The sequence below is a fragment of the Roseburia sp. 1XD42-34 genome (assembly GCF_009917385.1).
Lineage (GTDB): Bacteria > Bacillota > Bacilli > Bacillales > Amphibacillaceae > Virgibacillus.
On record NZ_QWLJ01000003.1, the window covers coordinates 95393 to 114722 of the forward strand.

Sequence of the window (19330 nt, forward strand, 5' to 3'; positions counted from 1 at the left end):
ACACCACAAGATAATATACCACAACAAGTACCAAGATTCAAGTATTTTTTATATTAGTCTGGCAAGTAATGATGGAAGCTGTCTCTCTCATTATTTAAGGACAGGAAACTTCCTTGGCTCGTCAAGGGCACAAGCCCGCCATTCCTTGAAGGCGATTTCTTCATAGAAAACTGTAAAATGAGATGCTAATGGCGAACGGAACAAACAAATTATCACGTTCTTCATTAAACTTATTCGTTATATAGTTTCTTATTGTTTTTTCAACTACTTTGCCTACCGTTGCACAGAAATATCCTCTTGCAAATTTATCTTGGAGTATTTTTAAGTATTACATGGTTTTACTTGTCGCCAGACTTGTTGGACATAATAGTAGTAAATAAATATGATCTTTTCCAACACTTCCTTGCAAGATTGTTATTCCTCTTGCTTTACACCCCTGTATGAACAGTTAAAGAAAAGGCTAAAAGCGGATACCGTCGATTAGTAGACGGTATCCGTTGAATACGCCATGTCTGCGTGAGCATCATCGGAATTATCATCCTCAGGATTAAAGATTGGGAGGTTCGCGCATACATGTTTATAAAAATTGCTCTAACTTTTCAAGCTTTTCTTTTTGTTTTTTTGACTTACTCGAGTCGTATTTCTCCCAATACTGCAGTAGTTTTTGTGCAAGTGATGGATCTTCAGATGCATGCTCTAAAACTTTTTCATAAATATCTTTTTTGGAGCATTCCATATCTGAATTACTTTCTGTCAGTCGATCAAGCCTTGCATGCAATTGCTCGATAGGAGGTAGTTTAGCTAATCTTTCTTCCTCCTTTAATTGTTGTTCTTTTCGTTCTTTTTGTTGTTTTTCTTGTTGGATACGTCTCAATTGCTCTTGAAGTCTTTGGGTAACATCGTTAACCTCAACAGCTAATCCATAGCCTACAGCTGTTTTCCCACCCAAACCATAATCTTCCAAAGCTATTTTTAGATATTTTTTTATCGTTTCCATGACATCTTTAGATTTTTCCAACACGCCTATAATAATCGTAAAAGTTGTTTCTTTCACAACATAAAATTCAAATAACTTTGGAGACATGTCATCAGTGGGCAGGGTTTCACCTTCTGATTGATAATAGTCAACATAATGGGGTGCTTGGATATCTCTTTCTAAGGTAAATGTACTTTCTGGGAAACTATCAAAAAAAACTAAATTTCCCCGCCCAAATGGATTCTCTTTATCATCACTGCCAACACCAAATGCTACTTGAAACCATTCTTGCTCAATCGCATTGGCTTCTTCTTGCATAATGCAGTGTCTCAGCAGTCCTTTAATTGATGAACCTTCAATATAAGGTACACCGTAAATACTATGTAATGCCGTCATAGTATCACCTGTATAAGGTGAAGGTACACCACCTATGATCAGTTTATCTGCTTTATACTCCATAGCTATAAAACAAGGACATGATTGAATGAATTGTTTTCGTTTTTCTTTCATGTTAGATAAAATGGGTTGATCATTTTTTAGTGGTTCATTATTTAGTTTAGGCTTTAATTTGCCTTTTTTCTTATCCGTCTTATCTGTCTTTTCCGTCTTTTCCGTCTTATACTTCATATATGAATAGCGATAAAAATTCGAGTATAAATGTTTACTCTTATTCATCACACCTGCGATATAAGAAGGAACTTGAACATTATTATTTTTGCTCACTATCAATCATTCCCTCCGCAAAGCGTTTGACCCATATTAAAAATTGTTGTATTTCATTTGTCATCACGCGATATGTTGTTAAATCCGCTCCTGTTATGGCTTCCATCAATTGATCATTTTCAATGATTTTTCTTTTTTTTAACCACTCATGTATCATGTTAAATAACGCTTGATGTGCTAATTCATTTTTAGCAAATAAAAAGGCTGCTGTTGTCGCTAACCCTGTCATTTGAATTCTGGCGGGTGTGGACCGAGCGATTGACCGAAACGCTTTCGCAAATGATTTGTTACTTATTGCATTCACTTTATCATAAGCAAAGGCTGCGCGCTCGTTTTGGATGTTTTTCACTTGTCATACACCTCCGCTTGATACGTTTTCACAAATCCCTTGCCTAGTGTCATATTGCCACCAATTTGTAAAATGTCTAATCCTAACTCATTGATTGTATGTTGATCACTAAAGACAACACTATAGAAAATGGACTCGGTTGGCACATATTCTTCATCAAATAAAAAGCGGTCTTCGACAGTGTTTGTTTCTGGATTAATCGCTGTACGTGTAATAATTTCGGTGCAGTGTTGGACAAAATAAGCAAATTCATCATCTGATAACAGTAATGCATGCTCCTGAATGGTAACCCCATTTATTTTTTTCTCCATGAATTCCACCCATTTTGTAAAATCTTCATTTTCTGTTACTTGTTCATATAAGTACTCATCTAATAAGACTTTGTCATCTAAAACAATGTTTGTTTTTTGAGCTGTATAGGCTTGATTTTCTTTCACATCAGGAATCGCGATATCTTTTCCAATATCATCGCCAAAACGTTTCATAATGCTGGGACATGTAATAAGTGCATAGACGCCTTTTGCCGAGCGCACAGGGAAAAATAAAATGCGTCCGTCCGTAAAAATGACATCTCCTGCTTGATCTTTGTGACCGAAAATTGCTTTTTCTTTCTCATCATTTGGTCTTCTCCGTGCATAATCATGGCGAATACTTCCCTTTAAGCTAGAAGCTTCAATCTTCGGAAAACCTGTATGTCCTTCACGTTGGATGGGTTGGTCCACTATACTAAATTCATAGTTTCCTCCAACATGCATAGGCGATAATAGGTGTAGAAATAATAGTTCTTTATTTTTCATGAAACATGTCCTCCTTCATTTTTCCAACTAAAGCATAGCCAAATCCACGATCACAATACACTAAGCGATCCCACCATCCATAATTAAAATCAAAAGGTATTCGGTAATCACTTAAACATTTTTGGTGAAATAGTTTCACAGCATCTTCATAAGTTGAACCGTCTAGTAATTTAAAATAATATACACTACCAGCAGGAATAGCCATCCGCATTGGACGTGGTCCGCCGTTTTCAGTATATCCACCAACGGGTACGGGCTTATCAATCGCAGCTGCGATGAGCTTTACTTTCACTTTGCGCTTTTTCATCGTAAATGTACCCTCTTTTGTTTTAGGGTCAATCCAACGAGGCAACCAACCATATTTGAACATAGCTGGTGTTGCAAAATAAAGTTTAAAGTAACCATTATTTGCCACTGGTGGCGTGATGGTAAAAGACTCGATGAGTTTCACATGGGCCAACTTCGTATTACCACCTATTTTAATTACATCGCCCTCTTTTGTTTTTATACCCGTTGCTTCCACAACTAATGAACATTGATGAGGCCGGATTAATTCGGTACTGTACCACATCCCCTGCTTTGTTGCATGCGTTTTTTGTTCCATTTCAATCCCAATGTGTGATTCGCGCTTAAAATAATCACCTAATTTTTCATAGGTTATCTTCCGATCACCATTTAAATACTGTTGTAATGCTGCTTCTTTGATATAAGCGCCACCCGAAACACTCACTTTTTTTTCTATTTCTTCAGTAGGTGCAAGCATCCACTCAAGCTCATGATTACTATGGCGTTTTTGGAAAAGCGCCATGGCAGTCAGTTCATTTTCACCTTCTTGATTATCCGTTTTTTCATTTGTAATGAGCGTATCTAATGGCTGCGGAAAGGCAAATTCATTATTCAGTAACACGCCACTAAAACCAATTTTAATTTTCCTCGCTTTTATAGCCTCGCCTTTTCGCAATGCCCCCGCATATACAGAAGGTAGTGGTGGAAATTGGCTATAAGCATGAAAGTTCACTCCAGCATCAAAAGGATTGGCTGTACGAAATGTAAGTGTATCTAATGCTTCTAACTGATAGATCATATTTGTCCCTTCCCCTCCTTCTCGATAAAAGTTTCCTTCGCTAAGAAGGCAAGCTGTTGAAGGAAACGAATGAATTTCTCAGTATGAAAAGATAATGCTTCATATAGCTCATTGAATACGTTGAGCTGTTCTTCTACTTTTTCCTTTTCAACGCTATTCTTTAATATTTTACGAATCAACGCGCTCACCATTTCACGACTTGCTGTATATTGGATTGGCTCAATCATCGCTACTACATTCTGAATGAATGAATTCGAATGTTCCTGTTGTTGTATTGCAACCAATGTGTTTTCAAAGATGTTAAGATTCTCAGCTTTTTGACCAAACTTCATACGCAGTGGTGTAGAGAGGCCGCCTCTACGCATTATTTCCATAGAAAATGCTGCCTTATCACGATCAATTTGCTTTGCATGTGATTCTAACCTTTCAACTTGTTGTAATAAAGGCTTCAATGGTGCGGTATAGTGTGCGATGATGATACCTGCCGATAATGTCCCTTTATAATCCAATCCTTCAATGTCTGCAAATCTATTCACAAGTTCTTTTAATGTAGGAAATAACGTCTGTAAAGGTAAAAAAGCTAAAATATCTTCTCCACCTGCAAAAATACAAAGCCCCTTATTTTTTTCAATTAACTGCTTCGCATCGATGGCAAAACGACTTATTTCATCACTTAATGATTGGGCTATTTCTGAGCGATCTACTGCTTTATATTTTTGTCCAACACCATCGCCATCAAGCTTCACAATCGCATAATAAGGGCTACCTATATATTCACCGTAAGATTTATACAACTCTGTCGCTCGTTTAATCGTTTTCGTGCTATAATCCGGATGATTTGTAATATCCTCACCATTTTTCAAATCAAATAACGCTTCAGAACCCTCGTCCTTTACATCTGTTAAATCAACTTCAGGTGGAAAATAACTTCGTAATAGCATATAAGCAACGGAAGATACATCTAAGTTGTAATGATCTTGTTCGGCAAAATATGTATCCAAAAACCGCTTGACATAAGCAATCGCTGATAAATTTTCCCCTTTTTTTAGTTTAGCTTGTTGTAACTCTTCTTTAGGAGCTTTTTTACTAGTAAATAACGCATTGTATTGTTCATATAAATCACATTTACGGCCAGCTGATTCAAAACTTTGCACAAACATTCGTGTATTTTTCACGCTGTGCATATGTTTCATTAATGCTTGATAGCTTGTTTTAAAATCGCTTTCAATTGGCTCATACACCCAATTGATTTCTAAAAAGCCTGTTAATTGGTCTTCTACCTCTTCTGTAAATGTATTTTCTCGTTCTATTACTTTTTTGCAAATTTTCATGAAGCATTCATGTACTGTTTGTTCTGTGCTATTTACAAGCTTTGATTGATCACAATCAGATCCTACTTTCGCTACAATCCGATTGGGCGAGCTAGCCTGATTCGGTGAAGGAATGATGATTTCCGCACCTAAATCCTTTAAATGCTTAGCGGCAACCCGTGCTAAATGCGATAATAAAAAACTACCAGCATACAAATCTTTCAATTTTCGTGAAGGTTCAATAAAGTGCTTGACTGGTCCGATGGTAAATAATAATAACGACTCCCTCATGCCTTCACACCCTTTATATATTTCATAAAATCAATTCGATTATCATCTTCTTTTTTCTTCAGCAAATATTCCTTTTTATAAACTGGCCTCACAAACACATACAAGGGATAAATATGACCATCTGCTGTTTTAGTGAGACTTACCAATAAACTTGAAGCAAATCGTTTCTTACCTTCAACCATTCCAGTAGCCAAAGGATGAGAAAACCCTTGTTTCTTTTTTCTACTTTGATGTGATGCTTCATCAATCATTGTTAAAAAATCTTTCGCGTCTCCCTTAAGAGCTTCACCGATTTCAATTTTTTCAATAACGGGCCGCTTGATTTTTTCCATATTAGCAAAAGTATGCTGGATAATTGTTCCTTTACGTTCAAACCCATTAGGCGTTAGGCTGTCTAACTGCTGCATAATAAATTGCAGCAACTGCTCTTTATCTGCAAATAAGTCACTTTCTAAACTAATAGCCCCACGCGCTCTACGGCTACGTTGGCCTATTCCACCTAGTGTTAGAGCTAATTTGAGAAGATTGACGTAATGTTGAAAATCTTCCTCAGATAATGTTTTTTTGCCACGTAAAATAATTTGAAAAGTAGTATTTGTACTAAAACAACGTTTCTTAGGGTTTTTTACTAAATCGTTTCGCTTGTTTTTATGCAACATTTTCTGTTCTTTATCGTTTTTAGCTTTTATATTTTTAACTTGTAAGGAAATGGGAGAAGCTTTTTTTGTATCCCCAAATCGTTCACTTTCTTTTATGTGTAGCTCTTTCCCACATATTATAAATGAAGCAATTCGAAAGGTATGACGCATTAATGCCTTGATTTCTGTTGCACGAATTTCAGGCTTATCTGGAATAGTACCATAACTAAATAGAGGACTTAATAGTGCAGCTTCAAAACACGTTTTATGCATGGATTACTCATCACCTTCCCTATTAAACATTTCTACATACGCTTTATGGGGAAATAGCATTGGGTTATTTAATAACATCAACGCTTGGTTTAACATAAAATTCAATGATAACAATGAGACCTCTTCTTGTTTGTTTGTGACACGATATTCTTCTATAGAATTGTTATGTTTCAGCTGGATCGTATCTTTATCTGCTTTTAGTGATTTTAAGTTTTCATCACAGTCTGGGTTTTTATATTCATGAAAATTTAGAGATAAGTAAATATCGTTTAATTCTTTAAATTTTGGATTTACTTTGATTTCTAATGTATGCTCTTCCGTTGCACATATACTAAAATCAAATAGACTATGATTTTTAGGTTGTGATTTGCCCAAATGACAATATATTAATATAGGTCGGGTTGATTTTTGTGTACCAACCGGAGTATCTGCAATATTCATTGCCATGCGTGCAATCCCATTTGGAGCCGTTTTTAATTTTTTAATGGAATTAACCCAGTCTTTTAAATCACAATGAGTTGGAGCTGAAACACTTTTACACTGGATGGCCACAGCTACTGCTTCTATTGGAATAAACTTCAACTGCCCTTTTCTAAAAATATACGGTGTATACATTTCGTCTATTATAGCTAAATCTACTTCTTTTGAAACTGTACCTTTTGTATCGATAATGAAGATTGACTGCTCAACTACAAACTTTTTAGGTACGATTCCTTCAAACAACTCCTGCCAAATCTGCTCCCGAAATGTTCCAATGGTAAGATCATGCTTGTGTTTAAAATATAATTGACTCGCAATAGATGTTTCTTCATGCTGATAATTATGAATTAAATGTTGTACGACATCATTTGTATTACTCAATTATAAATCCACCCCTATTATGAAATATAGTCTTAATATACCATATCGTATTAAAGTAAAACCTATTTTTCCGTTAATAGCCTGCTATGTTTTGTTATATATCCCAACGTAATAACACTTAATCATCAGAAGACATGTGATAAAGCTTTACTGTTAGTTCTGCTTCTGTTTTTCCGCAATTTAATTGCTGGGCGATCTCTGAAGGCGTGAACCCTTTACTATACAATTGCAAAATTTTCCCTTGCAGAGAAGTTTTCATTTCATCCTGTGGCTTCGTTTCGTTATGAATACTTTCTATTTCCGGCGAGGATATATGTTCTTGCTTTTCTACCTCTCTCTTTTCCTCTTGCGGCGGATTATTTTTTTGCTGCGCTAATTGCTGCTGTAAGTGCACGTTTTCCTGTTTAATTTCATTAATATATTCCGTAAATAAAGCATTCATTTCTGAAGTATCGTACCGCTCGCTATCTTTTAATCGTTTAAACAATTGAAAAATAGCTGTAAGGGTGACAATATGTAATAAAAAACTAATGATTAATAATAGAGATGTCACCATCTGTTCACCGCTCTCCTATCCATTTAAATCAATTTCTTTTCCTAAATAAGGATGTTTATCCGTGTGGTATTGACTTTTCTTTTCCTTTGCAAGTGACTGGCTTGTTTTTGCTTGGTGCTCAAGATTTAACAAATGAGGCTGATGGACATGATTTACCTGTTTTCTTTTTCTCAGTTCCTCCAATAATTGATGCTGTGTAAGAGAGGCTTGATATTGTTGACTTTGATTGAGAAGCTGTTGTTGTACTTTACCTGCATCTTGAGAGCGTGGAATAGCCACTTGCAATTCCATTGATTTCCATCCCATATTATTTCACTCCCTTTAAAATACCGGAAAAGTGAAGCTCCATTCGTGAGGTGATCGCTGCTGTAGCCCGCCTTTTCCTCGTTGCTTATTAATTAACATTTCGATATCGGTTTCTTTTTTTAAAATCCACATACTTTAAACGGAAGTGCTTAATCATCAGGTAATGGATGTGTGACAATTTCGTTATCAACCAGCTGTACTTTTACCCGTTGATAATCTGCTTTACTAACACGATAATATTTTCCAAACGCTACAACCACATTCGTATATAAATAATTACGGACAAGTAATGCAGCATTCTCTTCACTCCCCAGTTTGGAAGTAAGCTGACGTATAGCTTGCTCTACCTTTTCCAAACGCTCTTGGGTCTTATTCCAAGAATGTTTATAACGAAGTAACGTAATTTTAAGCTTAGGATCATTCTCCACCTGTTGCCCCTGTAGTTTTTTCTCTAATATAGATAATTTGGAAAGAGTAGCTTCCAATTCTTTCTTTTCATCGAGCAATATCTTCTCTTGTTTCTCTGTGCGATGATCTACGCCAAACATAATTTCTGTTTTAACCCCTACACGATTGCCGACATCTTTTGCTTCTACTTTATTACCGACCGATATTGTACCTCCAACAATGCTGCCCCTTTGGCAAAAAACGTGTCCAGCCACTGTGCATTGGCTGTGAAAAATAGAATTTTCTACAAATAAATCCTTACCCGCCACAATATTTCCCTGGTTAATGTAACCGATATGAATGGATTCAGCAGCATGAATACTCCCCGTACCTTGTCCTGCCAAACCTTCTGAGATATAGACAGAACCACCGGCGGTAACCGATGCTGCTTCAACCATACCAAATATTTTGACATCTCCTTTTGCTTTAACGGTGTACCCAGCAGGGACATCGCCATGAATGATAATAGTCCCTATGAAGTCTAAATTCCCTGTCTTCATGGATAATGTTTGCCGTACTTCAAATACAGGCAAAACCTGAATGAACTTTCCTTGCTTGCTTAACTGCCCTTCCGAAGTGGCATAAAATCCTTGGTCTGCTTCGCGAAATACAACATTCTTCCCTTCTTTTACAGCAGCTGGTTTACCAGAAATAGATGGGACAACGGCGCCATTGACGTTCATCCCTTCCTTTCCTTCTGTAGGTGGAATGAGTGTAGCAATTTTTTCCCCTTTTTTCACGGAAGGGATCCGCATAACATCACGAAAATCAACCACTTCATCTCGAACCATTACTGGATTGAATTCGAAATGATAGTGAACTTGGCCATCTTTACCGTGAACTGGTTGTTTTCCCTTGGCAATGGTTAACGGGTAGCTAACCTCCCAAGCCTGGTTGACTAACATAGAGATTGCTTCCTCGATGATGCCATATGTCACATCATTCTCTTTTAACAATTCCCTTATATCGGCTTCCGTTATTTTTTGTTCCTTAAGATCATCCACCTTCATCACATTTATTTGCGCCACCATTCGATCGTTGGAGACGTTAATGTTAAATAACTTTTTTAATTGTTCCATTTGTTGCCCTCCTTATTGTAAACAAATAAAGCAAGACTTACTGAAACAAGTTAGGATATAGCTTGAATTTTTTTCAATATCTTATGAAGCTTGGCAATCGATTTTTTATGAATTTGTGATATCCGTGATGTGGTTAATCCAAGTACTTCTCCTATCTCTGTTAATGTTAATTCCTCATGATAAAACAAGCTAATTACTAGTTGCTCGTTTTCATTTAGATGTTTAATACCCTCTTTTAATTCCTCTTTCAATTCACTTTCTAAAACTTGAGTTTCCGGTGCAATCGATTTTGTATCAGGAATGGAATAACCAATTCCTTCTTTTAGCTTTAGTTTCGGATCACTCGGTTGTTCTTCAATGGAAAGGACATTAGCAAATAAAGAATCACACATCGCTGCTTCCACCTCTTTGACGGTCATACCTGCATGCTCGGAAATTTCAGTAGTGCTTGGTACCCTTTGATATTGCTGTTCCAATTGATTTGATATTTGCTCGATCTTTTTTGTTTTTTCCCGTAACGATCGAGGGAGCCAATCTTCTTTTCGTAAGCCATCAATAATCGCACCTTTAATACGAAAGGAAGCATACGTATCAAACTTCAATTCCCGACTGCGGTCAAATTTTTTTAATGCATCATAAAGTCCCATTAATCCAAAACTTTTTACGTCTTCTTTCATTACACTATTTGGCAAGTGGCTTGCGATTCTCTCCACATGAAAGCTAACTAAATACATATAATTCTCTATTAGTTCGTTTGCTGCTTCCATATCATAGGTATCAAACCAATTATCCCAAAGCTTCTGTTCATGTGGAGATGGATTCACCTTCATCTTTATCACTCCTTCTTACCATAGCTTAATCCATATCAACGGCAGCCCTAATTTAGAAATATACTTCCAGACTATTAAAGCGGAAAGTGTTAAATAAATGCTTCCCCTTTATTTACAGTTCGGATTTTTAACTGACTTGTTTGTATATCAAATTCTATTGTTCGTCCAGCATGACCACCAACATCAGATGCAAGGACAGGGATGGATAACTGCTTCAGCTTCTTTAAAACAGCCTCTACATTTCGAGGACCGATACGCATCAAATCCGTTCCAGAAGAAAATTGGAACATTTGGGCACCTCCAGCAACTTTTGCTTTTAAAAGATTTCTTCTCGCCCCAAGATCGACTAATTGATCTACCAAAATAGGGATAGCTGTATCTGCATATTTATAGCGATTAAAATTATCTTGTCTTGCTAGTTTTGAATCTGGCAATAACACATGCGCTAATCCTGCTACTTGTTTTCGTTCATCATAAATGACGGCTCCAACGCAAGACCCCAAGCCAGAGGTGCGAATTTTATTGGGAGCTTTCGTTACATTCAAATCTGCAATTCCGACTTTAACGACAGTAGATGAGGATACTAGTTTAGACATCATATGTGACTCCTAGAGCTGCAAACAGTTTTGAAAATGAGTCGGGATCTGGAATAAATAAAAAATTACCTTTAATTTGATTGGCTTGGTAAGCTGTATTCATCTTTGCATCGATAATAAGAGCGTAGTCAGCCACTTGAGAAATTTCCAATAATCCTACAGTTAAAATTGCCCCTGCCATATCGATGCTTAAATAAGGCACAGAAGGCTGCATCGTGATATTTGTAAAGTCAGCTAAAGCAGATAAATAAGCTCCTGTTACAATATTTCCTGCTTCTTGCAGAACGGAAGCTGCTAGCTCATCATCGCCATGGACACTTAATGCAGCATTATTCGTTATCTCCTTAATCAGCGCATCTGCCTCTTCTAAAGATAATATAAAATATACCGTGCCAGGGGCGTCCCCTTTAATGCGAAATAGCAAGGCAACAACTACTGCCTCCGGACCACCAATAAGCTCCATCATTTCGTCATAGCTAACAATATTTACTGCTGGTACATCCATCTCTATTTTTCGATTTACTAATTTGGACATGGAAGTAGCAGCATTTCCTGCACCGATATTACCTATCTCTCGTAGCACATCTTTTTGCATTTGTGTTAACTTTGTAAGATCCATAACTGCTTACCCTTCCACTGACTTTAATTCTTCCATTTCTTCTTCAGTTAACACTTTTTGCATATTCAATAAAATCAGTAAGCGATCCTCAAGCTTCGCTACCCCTTCGATATATTTTGTATCGACAGTACCAATAACTTCAGGCGCTGGTTCAATTTTAGATTCTGGAATATCAATCACATCATTTGCTGCATCCACTACTAAACCAACTTCCATATTATCCACAAATACAATAATAATCCGACTGGAATCGTTATAATCTGTCTCTTCCATACCAAAACGTAAGCGCAAATCGATAACCGGAGTTACAACGCCTCTTAGATTAATTACACCTTTAACGAAATCAGCTGTTTGTGGAACTCTCGTTATTGGTATTAGTCTTTCGATAGAACCTACTTGCTGCACAGAAACAGCATATTCTTCCTCGCCAAGTTGAAATACAATCACTTTTCTATTCCCTGACATATTGTTTTCCATCATATACCCCTCCATTGGTTATTTTACTAATGCATTACTATCAATAATTAAAGCAACTTCACCATCACCAAGAATAGTCGCGCCAGAAATGGCAAATGTATTCGTTAAATAATTACCTAATGATTTTAAAACCACTTCCTGTTGACCAATAAACGAATCTACTACGAGACCTACCATTTTGTTCCCTTTTTTTACAATCACAATCGATAAGTACGCATTCTTTTCAGCATCAGCTGGTTGTTTGACATTAAATATGTCATTTAAAAATGCCAACGGTACAACTTTCCCACGAAAGTCAATGACTTTTGTATGATGTGCATGCATCACATCGTCTTTATGCACAATGGCTGTTTCTATGATTGACGATAGTGGTATAGCATATTTTTCCTTCTGCAATTCAATTAGCAGCACGGAAATTATCGACAAGGTGAGCGGCAATTGGATGGAAAAGACAGAGCCTCTGTCTTGTTTCGAATCAATTGTTATTTTTCCGCCTAACGACTCAATCGTATTTTTGACTACATCTAACCCAACACCTCGTCCAGATATATCCGATACCTGATCAGCAGTAGAAAAACCACTTGACATGATTAATTCAAATATTTGCTGATCCGATAAAAGTTCTGCTTGCCCTTCTGAAATGACTCCTTTTGTAATCGCCTTGTTTAATACCTTCTCTTTATGAATTCCTGCTCCATCGTCTTCAATTTCGATAAATACATGATTTCCGCTATGATAAGCTTGAAGCTTCAATGTGCCATACTCTGGTTTTCCTTTGTTTAATCTCGCTTCTTTTGCTTCAATACCGTGATCTATCGCATTTCGAATTAAATGTACTAATGGATCGCCAATTTCATCAATCACGGTACGATCCAACTCTGTCTCAGCGCCAATAATCTCCACTTCGACTTGTTTATTTAACTCACGAGCAACTTGGCGGATCATGCGTGGAAATCGGTTAAACACTTGCTCTATCGGAACCATACGCATCGTTAAAATGATAGATTGAAGGTCACTCGAGACACGCGACATATGCTCGACCGTATCTTGTAAATCTTTGTTATCTAAATCAGCTGCTAATTGCTCTAATCTGCCACGATCGACAACTAATTCTTCAAATAAATTCATAAGTATATCTAAGCGATCAATATTAACACGAATGGTTTTATTAGCTACTCCTTTATTAGGACGTTGTTTCGTTTCTTTTCCTTGCGTTGTGCTTTGATTTTCTTCAAGCTTTCGAGAATCTTGCTCCTTTTCTTGATGCTGCTCTATGTTAAAAGGAACAATTTCAACTGCTTCAATTTCAGAAACTTTTTCGATGTTGATTTGTATCGTTTCTTTTTTATGTTCAGAAATAAATAGAACCGTAAATGTATGATCAAATTGCTCCTCTTCCAGTTCGGTTACAGACGGATCTGATTTGACAATTTCACCTAGCTTTTCTAAAACTTCAAAAATCATAAACACACGAGCGCCTTTTAAAAGACAATCTTCTCTTAACGTAATTGATATTTCATAATTCGTATAACCACGCTCTTTAGACTCTTGTAGAATAGTCATTGCGAATTCATCAATGTTTTTCATCTGCTGCGAATTTACGGCTAACTCTTGCGATGCTTCTAATTGAGGTTTCTCCTGAGGCAAAGTTTCGCCTTGCTCTAAGCATTTCAATTGCTCGACGACGTCCGTTACATCCTTGCTTCCATTGCCTCCAGCCGAAATATCCTCTACCATTTCATGCAAATAATCAACGGCAGCAAACAAGACATCTATCATTTCGCTTTGAACACGAATCTTACCTTCTTTAATCGCATCAAATACATTTTCTAACTTATGGGTAAGACTTGCTAAGTCTTGGTATCCCATTGTTGCAGACATGCCTTTAAGCGTATGTGCTGCTCGAAAGATCTCTTCAATAATGGCTGTTTCCTCTGGTTGCTTCTCTAACGCTAGTAATTGGTTGTATAAAACTTCCAAATGTTCGTTGCTTTCATCAATAAACACGGTTAAATATCCAGACGTATCCAACTCTATCCCTCCAACTATACTAATTTAGTTATTAAACAACTTACTTCGTCCAAAGGAACTTGCTTATTAACCAGATTTGTTGCCATTGCGGCTTTTGGCATACCATAGACAATTGCCGTTTCTTCGGACTCAGCAATGACATACGTTCGTCCGTCCCTTTTTTTTAGGCTTTTAATACCGTCTGTACCGTCATTCCCCATACCAGTTAAAATGACGGCAATCTTATTCACTTCCTGCAGTGGTGCAACGGATGTAAAGAGCATATCGACAGACGGTCTGTGACCACGTAAAGGGTCTTCTTGTGTTAAATCGATAAACATCGAAGTACCTCTTTGTAATAACTTCATATGCCAGCCTCCTGGGGCAATGTATACAACGCCGTGTTGCAACCTTTCCCCATGCTCTGCTTCTTTTACAAGCAATTCAGACTTAAGGTTTAATCGCTCGGCAAGCGATTTTGTAAAACCAGCTGGCATATGCTGAACAACTAACACAGCTGCAGCCAAATTTTTAGGTAGTTGCTCGACAATTTGTTGCAGCGCTCTTGGACCACCTGTTGAGGCACCAATTGCAACAATTGTTTGCTGATAATTAGCTAATTCTTTTATAGGCTCTTCGATTGGAAGTTGCTTTTTACTTGCTTTTTGTTGCCGTGGTAATTTTACCATTGAAGCAGTAATCACTTTATGAATAATTTCTTGTTTCATGGTTTCTATATCAATTGAAATGGCTCCAGATGGTTTTGCAATGAAGTCTACCGCGCCGCTTGAAATAGCTTGAATGGTTTTAATCGTTGCATCTTCTGTAACACTTGATAGCATGACGACAGGAATCGGATGTGTCTGCATAATTTCCTTCAAAGCTGTGATCCCATCCATTACTGGCATCTGTACATCAAGCGTTATGACATCTGGAGAAAGTTGTTTTATTTTATGTAACCCATCTTCTCCGTTTCGAGCCGTTCCAATGACTTCAATGCGTGGATCACTCGCAAGCATATCTGAAAGTATTTTGCGCATAAAAGCGGAATCATCAATGACAAGGACACGAATGATGTTCATGTTTATTTATCTCTCCGTCCATAATCGTTTTAATTTATTCAAGAAGGTAGTAGTACTTGTTGTTTGGATCTTTTCTCCAATTCCTTGTTTCATATATGTGCGTACAAGTCGTTTCATTGCTTTACTTATTGCTGCCCGTTCATGAAGAAAAACAAACGGTGTTTGGCGAATAACAGCTTTCATAACAGTTTGATCTTCTGGTAAGGAGCCCAATAAATGAATATCGACTTGTAAAAATTGTTGGATTACTTTTCGAAAGCGGTTCAGCATGTTACGACCTTGTGATTCTGAGTAGGTACGATTCATTATCACGCTAATGGGCAATGTCTTATCGTGAGCAATGATATGTTTTATCATGCTATACCCATCTGTAATAGCAGTTGGCTCTGGTGTAGTAACAAGAAAACATTCATCTGCAGCTAAAATGAATGATAGGCTGTCAGCAGTAACGCCAGCGCCCATATCAAAAAATATATAATCATATGCAGCTTGCAGTGATTGGTACTGCTTCAAGAAAAACTCCTTTGTCGATGAATCCAATGAAAAAATATTGGTAAAGCTTGATCCTGCTGCAATATATTGTAGATTTTCTGGTCCTTGTTCGATAATGGACTGTATCGGACATCTTTCTTGGAACATATCGACAATCGTTTTCTCTATTTGTCTTCCAAGTAATATATCAATGTTTCCCATGCCAATGTCCATATCAATAATGAGGATATTCTTTCCTTGTCTGCCTAACTCTAGTGAAAAATTCAGTGTAATATTTGATTTTCCTACTCCTCCTTTTCCACTAACAACAGCAATAGTTCTCGCTTGCTTTTGCCCCTGCAATGCACGCAATTTATTTCGAAGCCCTGTCGCTTGGTCAATTTTCATAAGCATTCTCCATAATATTGGCAGCTAACAGTTCTGGCGACGGGTGAATTAAATCCTCTGGAACATCTTGGCCATTTGTTAAATATGCTACACCGACATGTTTCTCTAAAATAATATTTAACATGCTGCCAAATTGTCTTGTTTCATCTATTTTTGTGAAAATGACCCGTGATATAGGTAAAGGCTCAAATTGAGTATAAATATCAACTAAATCCTGAGGCTTGGCTGTTAAAGATAAAACTAAAAACATCGCCGCTTCTGTATTTACTTCTACATCTGCTTGAAGCTGTCTAATATATGCATCTTCTCGAAAATTACGTCCAGCTGTATCAATTAAAATGACGTCGTAGGCTGACAATTTTTGAATGGCTTGCTCCAAATCAGTTTTTGTATAAACCACTTCAATCGGAACATCTAATATTTCAGCATACGTTTTTAATTGTTGGACCGCAGCGATACGATAGGTATCCGCCGTAATAAATGCAACACTTTTTCTGTCTTGTAATTTGCTTTGAGCTGCTACTTTAGCTATGGTAGTCGTTTTCCCTACTCCTGTTGGTCCAACAAAATAAACGAGTTTGTGGCGATAGGTTAAACCTTGAAAAGTAACAGATTGAAGGCGTTTTGTTACTTCTTGCTCAATGTCCTTGATAATGACTTGGTAACTTGGTTGTTGGTCAGCTCCATGCTTCTCCATCACTGCTTCTATGAAACTTTTAGCGAGTTGTGGATCTACTTCTTGTTTAAGCAAATACTGATATGCAGATTGATAGTCAAAAGGATAGTTCATCATGCCAATACTTGATTGATGCAATAACTGTTTCACCTGCTTTAACTCCTGTAATACAGGGGAGATATTTGCTTCATTAGAGGCTTCTTTCGTCTTGTTTACAGATATCTCCTTATCGCGATGATGCAATGGTTTCTTAGGCAGCATTGGTTGTGGATCTTTCACAGCAACTACTTCAATCTGTCGTTTTTTTAATAGACCTAAAAATTTACGCTTGTTTACTTGTCTGGATTGAAGAATAACAGCGTCATTTCCCAACTCTTTACGTATTTGCTTCATGGCTTCGGGCATCGATGCTGCCGTATATTTCTTTACCTTCACGCTATATTCACCACCCCAACACTTTGTACTTGCACGTCTGGTTCCAGCTCATTGTAGGATAAGACAACAACATGAGGGAAAAACCGCTCTATCAATTGTTTTACATACATCCGTACAGCAGGAGAACATAGCAAAATGGCTGTTTCCTCTTGAAGTGTTAACTTTTCAACTTCTTCCTTCATATGCTCTAAAAGCTGTTGCTGCTGCTCTGGAACCATTGATAAAAAGCTTCCATGCTCGGTTTGTTGAATACTGTCAGCAATTGTTTTTTCTGCTTTTGCCGAAAGTGTAACAACTTTAAGCGATTGACCATCCTCTGTATACTGTTTCGTAATTTGGTTGGATAGTGCTTGTCGAACATATTCGGCTAACAAATCTGTATCATTCGTTAATTTTGCAAAGTCAGCCAAGGTTTCAAATATAATCGGTAAATTACGAATCGATACTTTCTCCTTCAACAACTTAGCCAGTACTTTTTGAATGTCTCCTACGGATAATGGCTCTGGAGTAACCTCTTCGACTAAGATAGGATAGCTTTCTTTGAGATGGTCGATTAATTGCTTCGTCTCTTCTCGTCCTAACAGCATATGCGCATGGCGTTTAATTACCTCGGTCAAATGAGTGGATACGACGGAAGGTGGATCAACTACTGTATATCCAGATAATTCCGCTTCATCTTTCCATTCCTCACTAATCCATTTTGCCGGCAAACCAAAGGCTGGTTCTGTTGTTTCTATCCCTTCTAAATCATCCTCATCCATATCAGGCGCCATTGCCAAATAATGATCGATTAATAACTCGCCAGATGCTACTTCTTCTCCCTTTATTTTTAAGCGATATTCATTTGGTTGCAATTGAATATTATCGCGAATCCGGACAACTGGAATAACAATGCCTAGTTCAATCGCCAGCTGTCTGCGAATCATGACAATTCGATCCAACAAATCCCCACCTTGATTCACATCAGCAATAGGAATGAGTGAATAACCAAACTCGAACTCAATCGGATCCATATTAATTAATTGGACGACATTTTCTGGAGCTTTCATCACGTCACTTTCGGTTTCATCGGTTTCTTCCTCACTAGGTTCCGCGACATTCTCCGCTTGTTTTAATAAAAGGTAGCCACTTAAGGCTAATAAGGCCGAAAGAATAGTAGTTAAGAAAAAGTTGATCGGAGTTAAGCCGAGTAAAAACACAGTTCCACTGGCAATAAATAATAGCTTCGGATATTGTAATAACTGCCCCGTTACATCCGTTCCCAAGTTTCCACTTCCAGCTGTACGTGTTACCACTATTCCAGTGGCCGTGGAAATAAGTAATGCTGGTATTTGACTAACCAAACCATCTCCAACCGTTAAGCGCATAAATGTATTAATCGCCTCTTGAAACGGCATATCCATTTGGACCATACCAATAATTAGCCCAAATATAATATTGATTAGAACGATGATAATGCCGGCAATCGCATCCCCTTTAACAAATTTACTCGCACCATCCATGGAACCATGAAAATCTGCTTCTTTCTCAATCTTTTCCCGTCTTTCTTTTGCCTGCTGCTCTGAAATCAAACCAGCATTTAAATCTGCATCAATACTCATTTGCTTTCCTGGCATCGCGTCTAGTGTAAAGCGCGCAGCTACTTCAGATACACGTTCAGAACCTTTTGTAATAACGAGGAACTGAATAATGACTAAAATGATGAACACGACAAACCCAACTAATGGATTCCCCCCAATAACAAACGACCCAAATGTATCTACAACGCCACCAGCATCCGCTTCGGATAAGATGGATCTTGTTGTGGAAACGTTTAGTCCAAGGCGGAATAACGTTAACAACAATAAGAGGGTCGGAAAAACGGAAAATTGCAACGCCTCCTGCGTATTCATCGATACTAAAATGACAATGAGCGCTAGCGAGATGTTACATAGTATCAGAATACTTAATAACCACCCTGGAAGTGGTACGATTAACATAATAATGATTAAAATAACGCTTAAAAGAACGGATAGATCTCTTGCTTTCATGGGGGT

19 protein-coding genes are annotated in these 19330 nt (G+C 37.5%); all 19 read right to left on the reverse strand.

All coding sequences use genetic code 11. The features are described 5' to 3' along the window. Window positions 1-577: 577 nt before the first annotated feature. Entirely contained in the window at window positions 578-1699 is a 1122-nt protein-coding gene (cmr6, locus tag D1839_RS02620) for a type III-B CRISPR module RAMP protein Cmr6 (protein WP_147358269.1), read from the reverse strand. After that, a complete protein-coding gene (gene cmr5 / locus D1839_RS02625; protein ID WP_120378334.1) occupies window positions 1686-2048 on the reverse strand; it encodes a type III-B CRISPR module-associated protein Cmr5 in 363 nt (120 codons plus the stop codon). The genes cmr6 and cmr5 overlap by 14 nt, the downstream gene beginning before the upstream one ends. Next, complete coding sequence (gene cmr4 / locus D1839_RS02630; RefSeq protein WP_120378335.1) at window positions 2045-2845, reverse strand: type III-B CRISPR module RAMP protein Cmr4; 801 nt, start codon at window positions 2843-2845, stop codon at window positions 2045-2047. The genes cmr5 and cmr4 overlap by 4 nt, the downstream gene beginning before the upstream one ends. Then, a complete protein-coding gene (gene cmr3, locus D1839_RS02635) occupies window positions 2835-3929 on the reverse strand; it encodes a type III-B CRISPR module-associated protein Cmr3 (protein ID WP_120378336.1) in 1095 nt (364 codons plus the stop codon). Before cmr3 ends, cmr4 begins: the two co-directional genes overlap by 11 nt. After that, a complete protein-coding gene (gene cas10, locus D1839_RS02640) occupies window positions 3926-5530 on the reverse strand; it encodes a type III-B CRISPR-associated protein Cas10/Cmr2 (protein ID WP_120378337.1) in 1605 nt (534 codons plus the stop codon). Before cas10 ends, cmr3 begins: the two co-directional genes overlap by 4 nt. Further along, on the reverse strand, window positions 5527-6441 hold the full coding sequence (cmr1, locus tag D1839_RS02645) for a type III-B CRISPR module RAMP protein Cmr1 (protein ID WP_120378338.1): 915 nt from the start codon (window positions 6439-6441) through the stop codon (window positions 5527-5529). Before cmr1 ends, cas10 begins: the two co-directional genes overlap by 4 nt. 3 nt (window positions 6442-6444) lie before the next feature. Beyond that, a complete protein-coding gene (locus D1839_RS02650) occupies window positions 6445-7302 on the reverse strand; it encodes a DUF6602 domain-containing protein (RefSeq protein WP_120378339.1) in 858 nt (285 codons plus the stop codon). 118 nt (window positions 7303-7420) lie between these two features. Next, a complete protein-coding gene (locus D1839_RS02655) occupies window positions 7421-7858 on the reverse strand; it encodes a DUF6115 domain-containing protein (protein ID WP_120378340.1) in 438 nt (145 codons plus the stop codon). Between the two features lie 15 nt (window positions 7859-7873). After that, window positions 7874-8164 carry a hypothetical protein gene (locus tag D1839_RS02660; RefSeq protein WP_120378341.1) on the reverse strand — a complete coding sequence of 97 codons (291 nt, stop codon included), beginning with the start codon at window positions 8162-8164 and terminating at the stop codon, window positions 7874-7876. A gap of 149 nt (window positions 8165-8313) precedes the next feature. Next, window positions 8314-9690, reverse strand: coding sequence for a DUF342 domain-containing protein (locus D1839_RS02665; protein ID WP_120378342.1), 1377 nt, complete (start codon window positions 9688-9690; stop codon window positions 8314-8316). 50 nt (window positions 9691-9740) lie between these two features. Continuing rightward, window positions 9741-10520, reverse strand: coding sequence for a FliA/WhiG family RNA polymerase sigma factor (locus tag D1839_RS02670; protein ID WP_120378343.1), 780 nt, complete (start codon window positions 10518-10520; stop codon window positions 9741-9743). A gap of 89 nt (window positions 10521-10609) precedes the next feature. Next, the gene (locus tag D1839_RS02675) at window positions 10610-11116 is read right to left on the reverse strand and encodes a chemotaxis protein CheD (RefSeq protein ID WP_120378344.1); all 507 of its coding nucleotides are present in this window, start codon (window positions 11114-11116) and stop codon (window positions 10610-10612) included. Then, window positions 11109-11735, reverse strand: coding sequence for a chemotaxis protein CheC (locus D1839_RS02680; protein WP_120378345.1), 627 nt, complete (start codon window positions 11733-11735; stop codon window positions 11109-11111). The genes D1839_RS02675 and D1839_RS02680 overlap by 8 nt, the downstream gene beginning before the upstream one ends. A 6-nt stretch (window positions 11736-11741) precedes the next feature. After that, on the reverse strand, window positions 11742-12212 hold the full coding sequence (locus D1839_RS02685; protein WP_120378346.1) for a chemotaxis protein CheW: 471 nt from the start codon (window positions 12210-12212) through the stop codon (window positions 11742-11744). Between the two features lie 18 nt (window positions 12213-12230). Further along, on the reverse strand, window positions 12231-14243 hold the full coding sequence (locus D1839_RS02690; protein WP_120378347.1) for a chemotaxis protein CheA: 2013 nt from the start codon (window positions 14241-14243) through the stop codon (window positions 12231-12233). Window positions 14244-14257: 14 nt separating this feature from the next. After that, complete coding sequence (locus D1839_RS02695; protein ID WP_120378348.1) at window positions 14258-15304, reverse strand: protein-glutamate methylesterase/protein-glutamine glutaminase; 1047 nt, start codon at window positions 15302-15304, stop codon at window positions 14258-14260. Window positions 15305-15310: 6 nt separating this feature from the next. Then, window positions 15311-16183 (reverse strand): MinD/ParA family protein, encoded by an 873-nt coding sequence (locus D1839_RS02700; RefSeq protein WP_120378349.1) that lies wholly within the window; start codon window positions 16181-16183, stop codon window positions 15311-15313. After that, window positions 16173-17294, reverse strand: coding sequence for a flagellar biosynthesis protein FlhF (gene flhF, locus D1839_RS02705; protein WP_120378350.1), 1122 nt, complete (start codon window positions 17292-17294; stop codon window positions 16173-16175). Before flhF ends, D1839_RS02700 begins: the two co-directional genes overlap by 11 nt. Then, on the reverse strand, window positions 17291-19324 hold the full coding sequence (gene flhA, locus D1839_RS02710) for a flagellar biosynthesis protein FlhA (RefSeq protein WP_120378351.1): 2034 nt from the start codon (window positions 19322-19324) through the stop codon (window positions 17291-17293). Before flhA ends, flhF begins: the two co-directional genes overlap by 4 nt. Window positions 19325-19330: the final 6 nt, after the last annotated feature.

What these genes read in the sequence shown, in the direction of transcription:
- D1839_RS02675 (WP_120378344.1), bottom strand. Translation starts at nt 11,116, where the DNA reads ATGTCTAAACTAGTATCCTCATCTACTGTCGTTAAAGTCGGAATTGCA.
- cas10 (WP_120378337.1), bottom strand. Translation starts at nt 5,530, where the DNA reads ATGAGGGAGTCGTTATTATTATTTACCATCGGACCAGTCAAGCACTTT.
- D1839_RS02700 (WP_120378349.1), bottom strand. Translation starts at nt 16,183, where the DNA reads ATGAAAATTGACCAAGCGACAGGGCTTCGAAATAAATTGCGTGCATTG.
- cmr4 (WP_120378335.1), bottom strand. Translation starts at nt 2,845, where the DNA reads ATGAAAAATAAAGAACTATTATTTCTACACCTATTATCGCCTATGCAT.
- D1839_RS02665 (WP_120378342.1), bottom strand. Translation starts at nt 9,690, where the DNA reads ATGGAACAATTAAAAAAGTTATTTAACATTAACGTCTCCAACGATCGA.
- D1839_RS02670 (WP_120378343.1), bottom strand. Translation starts at nt 10,520, where the DNA reads ATGAAGGTGAATCCATCTCCACATGAACAGAAGCTTTGGGATAATTGG.
- D1839_RS02660 (WP_120378341.1), bottom strand. Translation starts at nt 8,164, where the DNA reads ATGGGATGGAAATCAATGGAATTGCAAGTGGCTATTCCACGCTCTCAA.
- flhA (WP_120378351.1), bottom strand. Translation starts at nt 19,324, where the DNA reads ATGAAAGCAAGAGATCTATCCGTTCTTTTAAGCGTTATTTTAATCATT.
- cmr3 (WP_120378336.1), bottom strand. Translation starts at nt 3,929, where the DNA reads ATGATCTATCAGTTAGAAGCATTAGATACACTTACATTTCGTACAGCC.
- cmr1 (WP_120378338.1), bottom strand. Translation starts at nt 6,441, where the DNA reads ATGCATAAAACGTGTTTTGAAGCTGCACTATTAAGTCCTCTATTTAGT.
- D1839_RS02695 (WP_120378348.1), bottom strand. Translation starts at nt 15,304, where the DNA reads ATGAACATCATTCGTGTCCTTGTCATTGATGATTCCGCTTTTATGCGC.
- D1839_RS02685 (WP_120378346.1), bottom strand. Translation starts at nt 12,212, where the DNA reads ATGGAAAACAATATGTCAGGGAATAGAAAAGTGATTGTATTTCAACTT.
- D1839_RS02680 (WP_120378345.1), bottom strand. Translation starts at nt 11,735, where the DNA reads ATGGATCTTACAAAGTTAACACAAATGCAAAAAGATGTGCTACGAGAG.
- D1839_RS02655 (WP_120378340.1), bottom strand. Translation starts at nt 7,858, where the DNA reads ATGGTGACATCTCTATTATTAATCATTAGTTTTTTATTACATATTGTC.